At 70.0% G+C, this 15,007-nt stretch carries 17 protein-coding genes; 9 read left to right on the forward strand and 8 right to left on the reverse strand.

What is annotated here, in order from left to right:
* The first annotated feature begins 273 nt into the window (after positions 1 to 273).
* Positions 274 to 477, forward strand: coding sequence for a developmental transcriptional regulator BldC (gene bldC / locus ACIBHY_RS35085; protein WP_013133571.1), 204 nt, complete (start codon positions 274 to 276; stop codon positions 475 to 477).
* Positions 478 to 674: 197 nt separating this feature from the next.
* Here bldC and ACIBHY_RS35090 read toward each other — a convergent pair whose 3' ends face one another.
* Positions 675 to 1,346 (reverse strand): TetR/AcrR family transcriptional regulator, encoded by a 672-nt coding sequence (locus tag ACIBHY_RS35090; RefSeq protein ID WP_397105581.1) that lies wholly within the window; start codon positions 1,344 to 1,346, stop codon positions 675 to 677.
* 145 nt (positions 1,347 to 1,491) lie between these two features.
* Between ACIBHY_RS35090 and ACIBHY_RS35095 the strand changes: the two genes are divergently transcribed.
* The 4 genes from ACIBHY_RS35095 (at position 1,492) to ACIBHY_RS35110 (ending at position 5,311) form a co-directional block, all read left to right on the forward strand.
* Positions 1,492 to 2,529 carry a LacI family DNA-binding transcriptional regulator gene (locus tag ACIBHY_RS35095; protein WP_397254386.1) on the forward strand — a complete coding sequence of 346 codons (1,038 nt, stop codon included), beginning with the start codon at positions 1,492 to 1,494 and terminating at the stop codon, positions 2,527 to 2,529.
* Positions 2,530 to 2,623: 94 nt separating this feature from the next.
* Entirely contained in the window at positions 2,624 to 2,872 is a 249-nt protein-coding gene (locus tag ACIBHY_RS35100; RefSeq protein ID WP_379614062.1) for a hypothetical protein, read from the forward strand.
* A 28-nt stretch (positions 2,873 to 2,900) separates the two neighbouring features.
* On the forward strand, positions 2,901 to 3,716 hold the full coding sequence (locus ACIBHY_RS35105; RefSeq protein ID WP_397308939.1) for an N-acetylmuramoyl-L-alanine amidase: 816 nt from the start codon (positions 2,901 to 2,903) through the stop codon (positions 3,714 to 3,716).
* Positions 3,713 to 5,311, forward strand: coding sequence for a beta-N-acetylhexosaminidase (locus ACIBHY_RS35110; protein ID WP_397254390.1), 1,599 nt, complete (start codon positions 3,713 to 3,715; stop codon positions 5,309 to 5,311). Before ACIBHY_RS35105 ends, ACIBHY_RS35110 begins: the two co-directional genes overlap by 4 nt.
* A gap of 1 nt (position 5,312) precedes the next feature.
* Here ACIBHY_RS35110 and ACIBHY_RS35115 read toward each other — a convergent pair whose 3' ends face one another.
* Positions 5,313 to 5,507 (reverse strand): heavy-metal-associated domain-containing protein, encoded by a 195-nt coding sequence (locus ACIBHY_RS35115; protein ID WP_397308940.1) that lies wholly within the window; start codon positions 5,505 to 5,507, stop codon positions 5,313 to 5,315.
* Between the two features lie 53 nt (positions 5,508 to 5,560).
* Entirely contained in the window at positions 5,561 to 7,003 is a 1,443-nt protein-coding gene (locus ACIBHY_RS35120) for a DHA2 family efflux MFS transporter permease subunit (protein ID WP_397254394.1), read from the reverse strand.
* 112 nt (positions 7,004 to 7,115) lie between these two features.
* On the opposite strand from ACIBHY_RS35120, the gene ACIBHY_RS35125 reads away from it, so the two are divergent.
* Positions 7,116 to 7,826, forward strand: coding sequence for a TetR/AcrR family transcriptional regulator (locus ACIBHY_RS35125; RefSeq protein ID WP_397254396.1), 711 nt, complete (start codon positions 7,116 to 7,118; stop codon positions 7,824 to 7,826).
* A gap of 68 nt (positions 7,827 to 7,894) precedes the next feature.
* Positions 7,895 to 8,332 (forward strand): DUF1772 domain-containing protein, encoded by a 438-nt coding sequence (locus tag ACIBHY_RS35130; protein WP_397105595.1) that lies wholly within the window; start codon positions 7,895 to 7,897, stop codon positions 8,330 to 8,332.
* A 4-nt stretch (positions 8,333 to 8,336) separates the two neighbouring features.
* Here ACIBHY_RS35130 and lpdA read toward each other — a convergent pair whose 3' ends face one another.
* Positions 8,337 to 9,716, reverse strand: coding sequence for a dihydrolipoyl dehydrogenase (gene lpdA, locus ACIBHY_RS35135; protein WP_397308941.1), 1,380 nt, complete (start codon positions 9,714 to 9,716; stop codon positions 8,337 to 8,339).
* Positions 9,717 to 9,783: 67 nt separating this feature from the next.
* Between lpdA and ACIBHY_RS35140 the strand changes: the two genes are divergently transcribed.
* Positions 9,784 to 10,434: a response regulator gene (locus tag ACIBHY_RS35140; RefSeq protein WP_397308942.1), complete on the forward strand. Its 651-nt coding sequence runs from the start codon at positions 9,784 to 9,786 to the stop codon at positions 10,432 to 10,434.
* 6 nt (positions 10,435 to 10,440) lie between these two features.
* Positions 10,441 to 11,493, forward strand: coding sequence for a quinone-dependent dihydroorotate dehydrogenase (locus tag ACIBHY_RS35145; protein WP_397308943.1), 1,053 nt, complete (start codon positions 10,441 to 10,443; stop codon positions 11,491 to 11,493).
* 81 nt (positions 11,494 to 11,574) lie between these two features.
* Here ACIBHY_RS35145 and ACIBHY_RS35150 read toward each other — a convergent pair whose 3' ends face one another.
* From ACIBHY_RS35150 to ACIBHY_RS35165, 4 genes are read right to left on the reverse strand one after another with little or no spacing between them, the layout of a single operon-like run.
* A complete protein-coding gene (locus ACIBHY_RS35150) occupies positions 11,575 to 12,753 on the reverse strand; it encodes an ABC transporter permease (RefSeq protein WP_397254402.1) in 1,179 nt (392 codons plus the stop codon).
* On the reverse strand, positions 12,750 to 13,406 hold the full coding sequence (locus ACIBHY_RS35155; RefSeq protein WP_397254404.1) for an ABC transporter ATP-binding protein: 657 nt from the start codon (positions 13,404 to 13,406) through the stop codon (positions 12,750 to 12,752). Before ACIBHY_RS35155 ends, ACIBHY_RS35150 begins: the two co-directional genes overlap by 4 nt.
* Positions 13,403 to 14,458, reverse strand: coding sequence for an efflux RND transporter periplasmic adaptor subunit (locus ACIBHY_RS35160; protein ID WP_397254406.1), 1,056 nt, complete (start codon positions 14,456 to 14,458; stop codon positions 13,403 to 13,405). Before ACIBHY_RS35160 ends, ACIBHY_RS35155 begins: the two co-directional genes overlap by 4 nt.
* The gene (locus ACIBHY_RS35165; RefSeq protein ID WP_397308944.1) at positions 14,455 to 14,955 is read right to left on the reverse strand and encodes a hypothetical protein; all 501 of its coding nucleotides are present in this window, start codon (positions 14,953 to 14,955) and stop codon (positions 14,455 to 14,457) included. The genes ACIBHY_RS35160 and ACIBHY_RS35165 overlap by 4 nt, the downstream gene beginning before the upstream one ends.
* Positions 14,956 to 15,007: the final 52 nt, after the last annotated feature.

The following is a 15,007-nucleotide window of genomic DNA, read 5'->3' on the forward strand; positions in this document are numbered from 1 at the left end:
TGGCTTCTGCGAACTGAGTAGTTTGCCGTTTTCACTGCGATACCACGAAACGTGTCGCTAGAATCACCGAGCGTGACATCGCCATGTGGGCGGGCAGTTGGGTCAAAGAAGGGCTCGCCAATCGCTCTGCGTGGCGGTATGGTCACTTCGGGTGATGCCGCATATGGCTCAGAAAAGCCGCACGCTCTGGGCTATAGGGGGACATCCGTGACACGCGCAAAGGCAGTCGCAGGGATCGCAGATGCCGGTCCACACGGAGGAGAGGCCGCACAAATGTCAGCTCGTACACCCGAGGCCGAGCCACTGCTCACGCCCGCCGAGGTCGCGACCATGTTCAGGGTCGACCCCAAGACCGTTACCCGGTGGGCCAAGGCGGGCAAGTTGACGTCGATTCGCACCCTCGGCGGTCACCGGCGATACCGGGAGACCGAGGTCCGCGCGCTGCTGGCGGGGATTCCGCAGCAGCGCTCGGAGTAACTCCGAGGTCGTCACGGACCTATAGGGGGGTTTCACGGTGGGCCAGGGTCTCCGGCCCGGTCCACCCGCGTGACGACGTCATGTCGCCCCGCGCGTCGGGGGACGCATACGGGAGTTGGCGCCGCCCGCCCGGCGCCATCCTTCCCACTCCAGGGCGGCCCGCTCTCCTGGCGCGAGAGCATGGCGCGGCCGCCCGTTCAGGCGGGGAACTGCTTGTGGGCCAGGCCCTCGAAGAGGGTCCGCACCTCGCGGTCGTAGTTCGCCGCGACGCCGAGCAACGCGATCATGTGGTCCACGAGCATCTTCTCCAGCACGGGACGCTCGATGTCGCGGTGCTCCAGCCAGTCCAGCCCGGCCGTCTCCACGGAGGCGATCCAGGACACGATCGTGGTGCGCAGCACCGGCGAGGGCTGCTCGACCCGCATCTGCTTCTGGATGAGGCGGAACAACCGCTGCCGGACCCCGTCGACGATCTCGCCGACCTCGCCGGCCCGGTTGGCCGGCCCCCCGCGCAGCAGCGCGGCGAACCCGGCCGCGTGCTCTTCCACGAAGTCGAAGTAGCGCCTGAGCCCGGCGGCCAGCTCGTCGAGCGGCCTGCCGCCCTCCTGCGGCCGAAGCCGGGACTCCAGCTGTTGTGCCGCGCTTTTCAGCGCGGCGACATAGAGCTCCTGCTTGCCGCCGAAATAGTGGTACACGAGCGCCCGTGAGGCGCCCGCGGCGCTGGCCACGTCGTCGATGGAGACGTCTTCCGCATCGCGCTTACTGAACAGCTCAAGGGCCGCGGCCATGAGCTCTTCGCGACGCCGGTCGACGCTGAGCCTGCGCCGCGCAGGGCGCGCTGCTTCGGCGGAGGACTTCCCGGGTGTCACACCTGCACAGTATCCGACTCCATGCCCAATAACGGCCGCCTGCCGTCGGGGCCGACATCAGGCTTACCTCATGAAAGCCGTACCCTGCGGCGAACTCGATCGTTCTGTGAGGCAGGTGCCCGTATCCGCATCGCGGGGGAGACACATGTCAGGACCGCCCGTCAACACGACCGTCGCCGAGGTAGACACCCTGCCCCGGCCCAGGCCAACCATCCGCAACGTCGCCGAGCGAGCAGGCGTCTCGAAATCGCTCGTCTCACTCGTGCTGCGTGGGTCCCCCCACGTGAGCGAGCATCGGCGACAGGCGGTGCTGGCCGCCGCACGCGAGCTCGGCTACCGCCCCAATGCCGTGGCGCGCAGCCTCGTCGAAGGCCGTACCCATCTCGTCGGCGCGCTCGTCGCCGACCTACACAACCCGTTCTACGCCGAGTTCCTGGACGGCCTCCAGGAAAGTCTGCACGGCGACGGGCTACGCATGCTGATCGGCAACAGCCAGTGGGACCCCGCGTTCGAGGACGAAGCGGTGGAAGCCTTCCTGGAGCTCCGCGTCGACGGCCTCGTGCTCTTAGGCATAGCCCCGACCAACGAAACCCTCATCGAGGCGACCTCGTACACGCCCACGGTCGTCGTAGGGGAACGTGACATCGAGCTCGACGGCGTCGACATCGTGGTCGACGACGATCAACTCGGCGCCCGGCTGGCCATCGACCACCTGGTCGAACACGGCCACAAACGCATCGCCCACATCGAGGGCAACCGCTCCTCGCGCTGCGAGGGGTATCTGGTCGCGATGCGGCGGCACGCGCTGGCGCCGTACATCATGGTCGAGCACGCCGAGTGCTCGGAGGAAAGCGGCAGGGAGGCGGCGACGGCGCTGCTCACCCGTGAGCCGCGGCCCACCGCGATCTTCGCGGCCAATGACATGGTCGCGCTTGGTGTCATGTCGGCGGCGGCGGATCTGGGGCTGCGCATCCCCGAGGATCTGTCGGTGATCGGCTACGACAACACGCATCTCGCGGCCTCACGCCACATCTCACTCACCTCGGTCGACCTGCCCAGACGTACGATGGGCCGCTCGGCCGCCGCTCTGCTCAGCGACCGCATCGGCGACCCCGCGAAGGCCTCCCGGCTGCGCGAGGTCACCCCCGAGCTGATCGTACGGCGGAGCACGGGACCGGCCTAAAGAGCTACCCAAGGGCTGGTCAATCCCGGATGCCATGGCGAGTCTCCCCGCTTTACTCGTCAGCGTCATGGCGTCATTTCCGGGGGGAACAGTCATGCGTGATCCAGAACTGGTGTCCTGTGCCCAGCGCGCGGCGGCCGAGCTCGAACGCGCCTGGGCACACTGGCGCGCCGGCAGGGGCAGGGGGAGCGACGTCGGCGCCGAGTCCGTGGCCAGTTACGTCGCCCACTCCCTCGACCATCCGTGGGGCCGCCCGCGCGTGGTCCTCGGCCTCGACGCGGAGGACGCGAGGGACCTCGCGGCCCTCCTCCAGCGGCAGGAAGTGGGGGAACACGTCTGGTGATACCGGATCGTGACGTACCTTGGAGCTCATGCGTGCTCTACCTGCCACCGTTCTCGCCCTGCTCGGCCTGACCGCCACCGCTTGTGGCGGCGTCGCCAACAGTGACGCCGCGGGCGGTCAGGGGCTGGCCGTGTCGGCGCAGCCACAGCAACCCGCGCAAGCCACGACCATCGAGGCCAGGAAGCCGCTCGACGGCAAGGTCATCGTCATCGACCCCGGCCACAACGGCGGCAACTTCCGCGACCCCAGGGCCGTCAACCGCAAGGTGAACGTGCTGACCAAGTGGAAGGCCTGCGACACCACCGGCACGGAGACCGCCGACCGCTACACCGAGGCGGCCTTCACCTGGGACGTGTCCAACCGCCTGGTCAAGATCCTCAAGCAGCGCGGCGCGAGCGTGAAGCTGACCAGGGCCGACAACGACAGCGTGGGCCCGTGCATCACCCAGCGCGCGGCGATCGGGAACAAGGCCAAGGCCGACGCCGCGCTCTCGGTGCACGCCGACGGCTCCTCGCCGGGCAACAAGGGCTTCCACGTGATCATGCCCGAGAAGATCAACGGGCCGGTGGACCCGGTGGTGGGCGACTCCAAGAAGCTCGGCCTGGCGGTACGGCAGGCGTTCAAGACCGGCACGGGCCTGCCGTACTCGACCTACATCGGCAAGGACGCCCTCGACTTCCGCAACGACCTCGGCGGCCTCAACCTGTCGACGGTGCCGAAGATCTTCGTCGAGTGCGGGAACATGAAGAACGCCGGCGAGGCGGCGAAGTTCCGCGACCCCGAGTTCCGGCAGCGCATCGCGTTGGCGTTGGCCAACGGGTTGCAGCAGTATCTCAAGGCATGATTCCTCGCCCCAATCTGCTCAGCCAGCTGTCCGGCTCCTACGAGCTGACCACGGGCGCCGTGGTGTCCGGCCCCGCCGACCTCGTCGAGGCGGTACGCCTGGCGCTGCCCGTCCTCGACCTGCGGCCGGGCGACTCCGGCGCCGTCGACATCCGGCTCGACCCGGCCCTGGGGCCCGAGTCGTACCGGCTGACGGCAGGCTCGCGGGGCGTCGAGATCTCGGCCGGCGACCGGGCGGGGGCGTTCTACGCCGGTCAGTCGCTGCACCAGTTGCTGCCCAACGCCTCCTACCGGCGTACGCCGGGGGCGGAGTGGCGGGTGCCCGGCGTGCGGATCGAGGACGCGCCGCGCTACTCCTGGCGCGGCCTGCACGTGGACGTGGCCCGGCACTTCTTCCCCAAGCGGGAGCTCCTGCGCGTCGTCGACCTGATGGCCGTGCACAAGCTGAACCGGCTCCACCTCCATCTGGTCGACGACCAGGGCTGGCGGGTGGAGAGCCGGGCCTTCCCGCGCCTGCACGAGGTGGCCTCGCACCGCCCGCGCACCGCGACGCACCACTACCGGGAGCCCGAGTCGTTCGACGACCTCCCGCACGGCGGCTACTACACGCTGGACGACCTCGCGGAGATCGCCGCGTACGCGCGGGCGCGGGCGGTCACGATCGTGCCGGAGATCGACGTGCCGGGGCACGCGTCGGCGATCCTGGCCGCCTACCCCGAGTTCGGGGCCACGGGCGAGCCGGTCGAGGTGCTGGAGCGGTGGGGCATCTCCCCCGCGATCCTGTCGCCGCTGCCGCCGACGGTCGACTTCCTCACCACGATCTTCGACGAACTGCTGGGCGCGCTGGGCGAGACGCCGTACGTGCACGTCGGCGGGGACGAGGTCGTCCTCGACCAGTGGGACGCCTCCCCCGAGATCACCGCCTACGCGCGGGAGCTGGGGCTGGAGTCGGTGGCGGCGCTGCACGCGTGGTTCCTGCGGCGGCTGGCGGACGTGCTGGCCGAGCGGGGGACGCGGGCCGTGGTGTGGGACGAGGCGTTCGTCGCCGGTGACCTGCGGCCGGACACGCTCGTCATGCCGTGGCGCGGCATGCCGGTCGGCCGGCGGGCCGCGGCGGCCGGCCACGACGTGGTGGCCACGCCGGTCTTCCCGCTGTACTTCGACTACGCCGAGGCCGCCTCGTCCGACGAGCCGATGGCGATCGGCGACACGGTCACCGTCGCCGACGTGGCCGCCTTCGACCCCGCGCCGGCCACCTGGTCGCTCGCGGAGCGCAGGCACGTACTCGGGCCGCAGGCGCAGCTGTGGAGCGAGCGCATCCCCGACGCCCGCACGCTGGACTACAAGGCGTGGCCCCGGGCGTGCGCGCTGGCCGAGGTGGGCTGGTCGGGCGCCGCGGGCCCCGATTTCCCCGAACGGCTCCGCGCCCACCTGGGGCGGCTGGACGCGCTCGGGGTGGAGTACCGGCCGCTGGAGGGGCCCAAGCCGTGGCAGCGCCGCCGTCCCCACCGGCCGGGCGTGGTGTCGGTGTCCGACGTCATGGACCACGTGGAACAGATGGCGGAGAGCGCCACCTCCACCCGGCCCAGCATGTGAGTCAGGCGACCTGGTAGCCGGCTTCCTTGATGGCGGCGCGGACGAGGGAGTCGTCGGCCGCGCCGGTGACCGAGACGCGGCCGGAGGCCAGGTCGACGTCCACGGCGGTGACGCCGGGGACCTCCCCCACCTCTTCCTTCACGGAGGCGACGCAGTGGCCGCAGGTCATGCCGGTGACGGTGTACGTGGTGCTCATGGGAACAAGCGTATGCCCCCGGCCGGTATGACGAGGGCGCTTGCCGTACAACCTCAGTGTCCTTCTTCGCGGGCGAACCTGGGGAGCAGGAACGAGAGCGCGAACGTGGCGGCCAGCAGGCCGATCTCCACGGCGATCGTGATCTGGAGCGCGTCGGGGAAGGCCATCCGGCTCTTGAGCAGGTTGAAGAACAGCGTCCCGAGTACGGCGGCGCCGAGCGCGCCACCGAGCTGCTGGACGGCGGTGAGGGTGCCGGAGGCCGAGCCGGACTCGTGGGGTTCGACGCCGGCCAGGATGATGTCGAAGAACGGGGCCATGGTCAGGCCCATGCCGATGCCGACCAGGGCGAGCCCGGGGGCCAGCTCCCAGTAGCCGATCTGCGTGCCGTTCAGGTGGATGAACAGGGCGAGGACGGCCGCGCCGAGCGCCATCACGACCGAGCCGGCCTGCATGAGGCCGCGGCCGAACCTGGCCTGCAGGCCGGACATCGCGAGGCCGAAGCCGATCACGCCGCCGATGGCCTGCGGGAGGCCGGCCATGCCGGCCTGGAGCGGTCCCCAGCCGAGACCGACCTGGGTGAACAGGTTGAAGACCACGCCGAACCCGACCATGCCGGAGAAGAACGCGAGCCCGGCGACCAGGCCGGTGGTGAAGGCGCGCTTGCGGAAGAGGGCGGGCACGACGAGCGGGTCCTTGCCGTCGCGGACGCGGGCGCTCTCGTAGCGGCCGAAGAGGGCGAAGACGACGATCGAGGCGGCCATGGAGACGAAGGTCCAGGCGGGCCAGTCGTGCTCCTGTCCCTGGATGAGCGGGAAGATCAGCAGGAACGCGGCCACCGAGACCAGGAGCATGCCGACGAGGTCGAGCTTGGTGGCGTTGGAGAGCCTGTACTCCGGCAGGAACTTGATCGCGGCGAACGCGGCGGCCAGGCCGAGCGGCAGGTTGATCAGGAAGATCATGCGCCAGCCGGTGCCGAAGAGGTCGGCGTCGATGAGCCAGCCGGCCAGCACGGGGCCGCCGACGGACGAGATGGTCATGACGGGCCCGAAGGCGGCGAACGCCTTGCCGATCTCCTTCGGCGGGAACATCTCCTTGATCAGGCCGAGGCCCTGGGGGATCATCACGGCGCCGAACAACCCCTGGACGACGCGGAAGACGATCAGCATCTCGGGGGTGCCGCTGATGCCGCACAGCAGTGAGGCGGCGGTGAAGCCGAAGGCGCCGATCACGAACATGCGCTTGCGGCCGTAGAGGTCGCCGAGGCGGCCTCCGGTGATCAGGCCGACGGCCATGGCCAGCGCGTAGCCGGCGGTCAGCCACTGGACCATCGCGTTCGAGCCGCCCAGCTCACGCTGGATGGTCGGGGCGGCGATCGTGGTGATCAGCGCGTCGAGCAGGTCCATCACCTCGGCGGCGAGGATGACGAAGAGGGCGACCCAGCGCCATCTGTAGGGCTGGGTGCCGGTGGAGGTCTCCGCGGGGGCGGTGACGGTCATGCGAACTCCTTGGCAGGAACAACGTTCTTAGGACGAACAGCGTTCGTGTACGGACACTGTTCTAATGACGAACGGCGTTCGTGTCAAGTACACTGTTCCGGGAGGAGGAAACATGACGTCATTGCCCACCCCGCCGTGGCGCAAGTCACCCAGGCCGGTGAAGCAGCAGCTCAGTCAGGCGTTGATCGTGGAGACCGGGTTGCGGATCCTCGACGCGGAAGGATTCGACGCGCTGAGCATGCGCAGAGTCGCCCAGGAGCTCGACACGGGCCCGGCCTCGCTGTACGCGCACGTGTCCAGCAAGGACGAACTACTGGAGCTGATCTACGACCTGGTTCTCGGCGAGATCGAGGTAGGCGAGGCCGACCCGGCCAACTGGAAGGCGCAACTGCGTGAGTACGCGATGGAGTCGCACCGGGTCCTGGGCCGCCACGCCGACATCGCCAGGGCGGCCATGGCGACCGTGCCGACCGGGCCCAACGCGCTGCGGCTCGGCGAGTACATGATGACGCTGCTGATCTCGGCGGGGATGGATCCGCGCGACGCCTCGTTCGGGGTGGACCGGCTGTCGCTGTACATCGCCGGCGACGCCTACGAAGGCTCGCAGCACTACGCGCGGATGCGGGCCAAGGGCCTGAACGACCGGGAAGCCTACCTCAACAGCTTCGTGGGCCAGATCAAGGACTACTACAGATCGCTGCCGCCCGAGCGGTTTCCCATGCTCGTGACCTATGTGGACGAGCTGACCGACCCCGACGGGGAGGCCCGGTTCGAGTACGGGCTCGACCTGTTGATCGACGGCATGGCGGCCCGGATGAAGTAGACGCGCTCGTATGCGATCAAGCGTTCAGACCATGGACCGTCTCAGGGCGAGTACGCCACGATAGTCGCATGATGACACTCGCTCTGATCACTCTCGTCCTGCACGGCGCCATCGCCGGCCTCTTCTACACCTTCTCGATGTCGGTCATGCCCGGACTCAACGCGATCGACCCCGCCCAGGCCGAGACGGCCATGCGGAGCATCAACCGGAAGATCCTCAACCCGTGGCTCTACATCCCCTTCATGGGGGCTCCGGTCGCGGCCCTGGCGGCCGGGTTCCTCGCGGGTTCCCCGGCCGCCCTGTGGTTCTTCCTCGCCGCGGGCGTCAACTTCGTCGGCTCGTTCCTGGTCACCGTCGCCATCAACGTGCCGATGAACAACAAGCTCGACGCGGGCACGATGACCTACCCGGAGTACTCGCCCCGGTGGACGGGGTGGAACACGCTGCGAGCGGTGGCCGGCTTCGCCTCGGTCGTGCTGGTCGGCGTCGGCATCGCCTACCTGTAGGCACCTACATGTTGATCATGTGGCCGGCCAGACCGTGGACGGCCTCCTTGACGGCCTCGCCGAGCGTGGGGTGGGCGTGGATGTTACGTCCCACCTCATGCACGGTGAGGTCCCACTGCTGGGCCAGGGTCAGCTCGGGCAGCAGCTCGGTGACCTCGGGGCCGATCAGGTGGGCGCCGATGATCTCGCCGTGGGTGTCGTCCGCGATGATCTTCACGAAGCCGTTGGCGTCGCCCAGGCCGTGGGCCTTGCCGTTCGCGGTGAACGGGAACTTCTGCACCTTGACGTCATAACCCAGGTCGCGGGCCTGGGCTTCGGTGTATCCGAAGCTGGCGACCTGCGGCTGGCAGTACGTGGCCCGCGGCACCATCGCGAAGTCGATCTCCATGGTCTCCGCGCCCGCGATCGTCTCGGCCGCGACGACCGCCATGGCCTCGGCGGCATGCGCCAGCATGAGCTTGGCCGTGACGTCGCCGATGGCGTAGATGTGCGGCACGTTGGTACGGCCCCGGCCGTCCACCTGGATGGCGCCCCTGTCGGTGAGCGCGACCCCGGTCTTCTCCAGGCCGTAGCCCTCGACCCGCGCCTGGAAGCCGATCGCCTGCAGGACCTTGTCCGCTTCGAGCACCTGGGTCTGCTGGTCGCGGGTGACCGTGACCTTGACCGAGGAGCCGGTGTCCTCGATGTTCTCCACGCGGGTCGAGGTGAGCACCTCGATGCCGAGCCGCTTGTAGCGCTTGGCCAGCTCCGCGGAGACCTCTTCGTCCTCAAGCGGCACGACCCGGTCGAGGAACTCCACGATCGTCACCTTGACGCCGTAGTTGTGCAGCACGTAGGCGAACTCGACGCCGATGGCGCCCGCGCCCGCGATGATGATGCTGCCCGGCAGGTCCTCGCTGAGGATCTGCTCCTCGTACGTCACGACCCGCTCCGACAGCGAGGTGCCCGGGATGAGCCGGGTGGTGGCGCCGGCCGCGATGATGCAGTGGCCGAAGGTGACCGTCTCGCCGTTCACCTGCAGGGTGTTGGCGTCGAGGAACTGGCCACGGCCGTTGTACTCCGTGATGCCGTTCTTCTTCATCAGGAAGTGCACGCCCTTGACCCGGCCGTCGGCCACCTTGCGGCTGCGCTGGAAGGCGGCGCTGTAGTCGAAGGTGACCTCGCCGCTGATGCCGAAGGTCTTGGCCTCCTTGGTGAAGATGTGGGCCAGTTCGGCATTGCGCAGCAGCGCCTTGGACGGGATACAGCCCACGTTCAGGCAGACGCCACCCCAGTACTTCTCCTCGATGACCGCAGCCTTGAGGCCAAGCTGGGCGGCGCGGACCGCAGCCGTGTATCCCCCGGGTCCAGCGCCGAGAACGACGACGTCATAGTGAGTGCTCATGCGTCGGACGATACCGCCCGCCGGACCTCCCTCTTGTACGGCACTGCCAGGGGCCAAGATAGAGACCGTGATTCGCATCCTCCTCGCCGACGACGAGGCCATGATCAGGGCGGGCATCAAGGCCATCCTCGGCACCGATCCCGAGCTTGAGGTGGTCGCCGAGGCCGCCGACGGCAAGGAGGCCGTCGACCTGGCCATCAGCCACCACCCCGACGTGGTCCTGCTCGACATCCGCATGCCCAGGATGGACGGCCTGGCCGCCGCCGCCGAGATCCGCCGGGCGGCGCCGGGCAGCGCGGTCGTCATCCTGACCACGTTCGGCGAGGACGACTACATCGCCAAGGCGCTCGACGTCGGCGCCGGCGGCTTCCTGCTCAAGTCCGGCGACCCGCGCGAACTCCTGGCCGGCATCCACGCCGTCGCCGGCGGAGCCGCCTACCTCTCGCCCAAGGTGGCCCAGCGGGTCATCACCCAGCTCGCCGGCGGCCAGATGTCGCGCGGCGCCGCGGCCCGCGACCGCATCGAGCCGCTCACCGAACGCGAACGCGAGGTCCTCGCCCTCGTCGGCGCCGGACTTTCCAACGCCGAGATCGCCGCCAGGCTCTTCATCGTCGAGGGCACCGTCAAGGCGTATGTGAGCGCCATCCTGACCCGTCTCGGCGTGCGCAACAGAGTGCAGGCCGCGATCATCGCCCACGAGGCCGGATTGGTAGCCTGACCTGTGATGTACCGCCTCTTCTTCACGCTCGTCCTGCGCCGCTTCGACGCCGAGAGCGTGCACCACGCCACCGTCCGCGCGCTGGCCGTGCTGTCCGCGCTGCCGTTCGCCAAGCGCCTGCTGCACCGATGGCTCGCGCCGCACGACCCGGCGCTGCGGGTCAGCGCGTTCGGGGTGCACTTCCCCGGGCCGTTCGGGCTGGCCGCCGGGTTCGACAAGGACGCCGCCTGCGCCGAGGCGATCTCCGCGCTCGGATTCGGGCACGTCGAGGTCGGCACCATCACCGCCCACGCGCAGCCGGGCAACCCCCGGCCGAGGCTGTTCCGCCGGGTCGGGCAGGCCGCGATCATCAACCGGATGGGGTTCAACAACCACGGCGCCGCCGCGGCCGAGCGGCGGCTGCGCCGTCCGCGGGGGCTGCCGGTGGTGATCGGGGTCAACATCGGCAAGACCAAGGTGGTGCCGGAGTCCGACGCCGCCGCCGACTACGTGGCCGGCGCCAGGCGGCTCGCGCCGCTGGCCGACTACCTCGTGGTCAACGTGAGCTCGCCCAACACCCCGGGGCTGCGGAACCTGCAGGCGGTCGAGCTGCTGCGGCCCCTGCTGTCGGCCGTGAAGGAGGTGGCCGACGGGACGGCGCGCCGTACACCTTTGCTGGTGAAGATCGCGCCGGACCTCGCCGACGAGGACGTCGACGCCGTGGCGGACCTCGCCCTTGAGCTGGGGCTCGACGGCATCATCGCGACCAACACCACGATCAGGCACGACGGAGAGCAGGGCGGCCTGTCCGGCCGCCCGCTGAAGGCGCGTTCGCTGGCGGTCCTGCGCCGCCTGCGCGCCAGGGTCGGCGACCGCCTCACGCTGGTGTCCGTGGGCGGCGTCGAGGACGTGGACGACGTGTGGGAACGCCTGCTGGCCGGCGCCACCCTGGTCCAGGGCTACACGGGCTGGATCTACAACGGCCCGTTCTGGCCCTCCCGCATCAACCGCCAGCTGAGCCGCCGGCTGCGCCGCCACGGCATGAAGTCCATCACCGAGGCCATCGCCCGCACCGCCTGACCGCCTACAGTCCTGCCCGCCGCCCCGCGCGGCCCAGGGGCCGATCGGCTCCGGGCCGCGCTGGAAGAGATGCCGCCATCGCTAGACCGTCAGGGCGACGGTTGGGGACAGGCGGGCGGCGCGCATGGCCGGGTAGATGCCGGCGATGGTGCCGATGAGGAGGGTGGCGGCCACGGCGCCGCCGATCGCCCAGGGCGGGACCACGGGCGGCCAGTCGCGGGAGACGGCGTAGCCGACGGTGGCCACGGCGCCCAGGAAGGCCCCCGCGACTCCGCCCAGCGCCGACAGCAGCAGCGACTCGGCCAGGAACTGGACGCGGACCTGTCCCCTCGTGGCGCCCAGTGAGCGGCGCAGGCCGATCTCCTTGCGGCGTTCCAGGACGGAGATGACCATGGTGTTGGCCACTCCCACCCCGCCCACCAGCAGGGCCACCGCGCCCAGGCCGAGAAGCAGGTTGGTGAAGGCGCCCGCGGCGGCGGCCTTGGCGGCCAGCGCGTCGGAAGGACGGCTGACCTCCACCTCGTTCGGGTTCTCCGGGTTGACGGTGCGGGGCAGCGCCTCGCGGACCGCGCCGACCGCCGCGTCGTCGGAGCGCTCGTAGATGGTGGTCGGGTGACCGTCGAAGCCCAGATACTTCTCGGCGGCGGAGAAGCCGACCAGCGCGGAGCGCTCGATCTCCGGTGCCAGCGGCATCGGGCCGAGGATGCCGAGGACGGTGAACCAGCGGTTGCCGATCCACACCCGCACGCCGGTTCTGGTGATGCCCAGCCGTTCCGCGGCCTTGGCGCCGAGCACGACGGCCGGCTGGCGGCCGGTGGCGGCGTTGAGCCAGGCCCCCTCCACCACGCTGCCTTCCAGGGTCTTGAGCAGCGGAACCGTCGCAGCCTGTACGGCGATGCCCCCGGTGACCGCCTCAGGGATGTGGCCGGTCCTGCGCACGCTCGTCTTGATGGCGCCGGTGGCCCCGGCGGTCTGCACGTGCTCCATGCGCTCGACCATGCCCGCGGCGTCCTCGGGCAGCTGGGCCTGCTGGCCGAAGAGCGTCTGCCCGGCCGAGACCGTGAGCAGGTTGGTGCCGAGCTGGTCGAGCTGGCGCAGCAGTTGCTCCCTGGAGGACGACGAGATCCCGATGACCGCGATCATCGTGGCGATGCCGATCGCGATGCCGAGCGCGGACAGCACCACCCTGGTCGGACGGCTGCGCAGGCCGGCCGCGCCGACCCGGAGGACGTCCGACGGGCTGAGCCTGGCGGGCTTCATGACACGGCTCCGTCCCGCACCTTGACCTGGCGCGGGCACCAGGCGGCCACGTCCATGTCGTGGGTGATGATCGCGATGGTGGTGCCGGAGGCGTGCAGTTCGCCCAGGATGCGCAGGACCTCGGCACCGGAGGCGGAGTCGAGGTTGCCGGTCGGCTCGTCGGCCAGGAGCAGCGGCGGGTCGCCCGCCACCGCCCTGGCGACGGCCACCCGCTGCTGCTCGCCGCCGGACAGCTGGTTGGGCCGGTGGCCGAGCCGGTGGCCCAGGCCCACGCGTTCGAGCGCCGCGGCGGCCTTCTCGCGGCGTACGCGCCGGGGCGTGCCGGTGTAGAGCAGGCCGTCGGCCACGTTGTCCAGCGCGCTGACGCCGGGCGCCAGGTGGAACTGCTGGAAGACGAAGCCCAGGTTCTTGGCGCGCAGCGCCGACAGCTCACGGTCGCTCAGCTTGGAGATGTCGTGCCCGGCGATGCGTACCATCCCGCTGGTCGGCCGGTCGAGCGTGCCGATCAGGTTGAGCATCGTGGACTTGCCGGAGCCGGAGGGCCCGACGATCGCGACCAGCTCGCCGTAGTCGACCTTGAGGTCCACGCCGCGCAGCGCGTGCACGTCGCCGTTGTAGGTCTTGGTCACCTCGCGGAGCTCGATGACGCTCATGCCGTGGGCACCCCGACCTTCATGCCCTCCGCGAGGCCTGAGCCGGTGACCTCGACCCGGCCGCTGCCGAACGCGCCGAGCTCGACCGGCACCACACGGCTGCCGGAACCGTCGACGACCTCGACGCCGAAGCCGCCTTCGCGGGTGGCCAGCAGCGCCTCGACCGGGACGGTCAGCACGCCCTTGACCCGCTTGCTCTCCAGCTCCACGTCCACGGGCGCCTGGTCGAGCTTGGTCTTGGGCTTCTTGTTCAGCGTGATGTCCACGTCGATGGTGGTCGTCTTGTCGTCGTCGCGGCCGGAGGTCTGGGCGACGGTGCCGACCTCGGTGATCTTGCCCTTGGCCCGCTCGCCACCGGGCAGCTCGACGGTGACCTTGGCGCCCTTCCTGGCCAGATGCTGCTCGTCGGTGTCGAGGTCGACGTGGACGAGCCGCTGGGTGCCGGTGACCTTGAGCGCCTCCTGGCCGGGCATCGCCTTGCCGCCGACGGTGGCCTTGACGTCGCCGACGCGTACCTCGCCGGGCTGGAAGACGACCTGCGTGGCGTCGACCCTGCCGGTCTCCTCCAGGTCGCGGTCCTCCTGCCATTCGAGGACGGCCAGGTAGGTGGCGTAGGTGAACTCGTCGTCGACGGTCAGGTCGTCGCCGTAGCCGAGCGCCTTGAGGTTGCGCTCCAGCTGGGTCACGTCCGGGCCCTCGACGCCGCGTTCCAGGGTGCGGTAGAGGGGCAGCTTGCCGTACATGAGCGTGACGGGCTTGCGGTCCACCTTGAGCAGCGAGCGGCCGCGCTTGACCAGCGTGCCTTCCTCCGGCACCCAGGTCACGGTGCCCCGGGCGTCGGTGGTGATGGCGCGCTCGTCGTTGTAGGCGAGCGTGCCGTCCACGGTCTGGGTGTCGACGAGGTCCTGCTTGGTGATCTCCGCGGTGGCCGGCGCAGGCGGGCGGGTGGGCGCCGCCGTTCCCGTGCCACTGTCACTCAGTACGGCTGTCGCCGTCCACGCGGCGGCCGCGCCCACGAGCGCGACCGCCGCCGCTGCCAGGAGCTTTCTCACGACTGCTTCTCCGCGCCCGGCTGGAACTTCTTGCAGGCCTCCTGGGCCTTCTTCATCTTCTCTTCGTCGCCGGGACCGCCGGTCATCATGATGCCGCCGTTGGCCGTGGGGTCGGGGACGTTGATGCCGTTCTCCCGCATGCACTGGGCGAACTTCACCATCTGGTCGCGGCGCTTCGGGTCCATGGCCCCGCCCTGGTCGCCCATGACGCCCTTGAGGTGCTTCTGGCACTCCTTCTGCGCCTTCTCGACCTTGGAGCGGTCGGTGCCCTGACCGACCTTGAACTGGATACGGCCGTCCTCGGCGGGGTCGTCCATCTCGACGCCGTTCTCCCGCATGCACTGGGCGAACTTGAGCTGGGCGTCGCGGGCGTTGCCGGACGGGCTGGCGGAGGCGCCGGCGGTGGTGGCGCCGGTGCCGGTGGTGGCGCTGGTCGAGCCGCAGGCGGCGAGCGCCAGGAGCATGGCCGCTGCGGCCGGAATGAGGCGAAGGTTCATGGCACCGCACTTCATCGGAGCGGGTGCTAAACGCGGATAAGCCGCCGGACTT

It is taken from the genome of Nonomuraea sp. NPDC050547 (assembly GCF_044457345.1).
Classification (GTDB): domain Bacteria; phylum Actinomycetota; class Actinomycetes; order Streptosporangiales; family Streptosporangiaceae; genus Nonomuraea.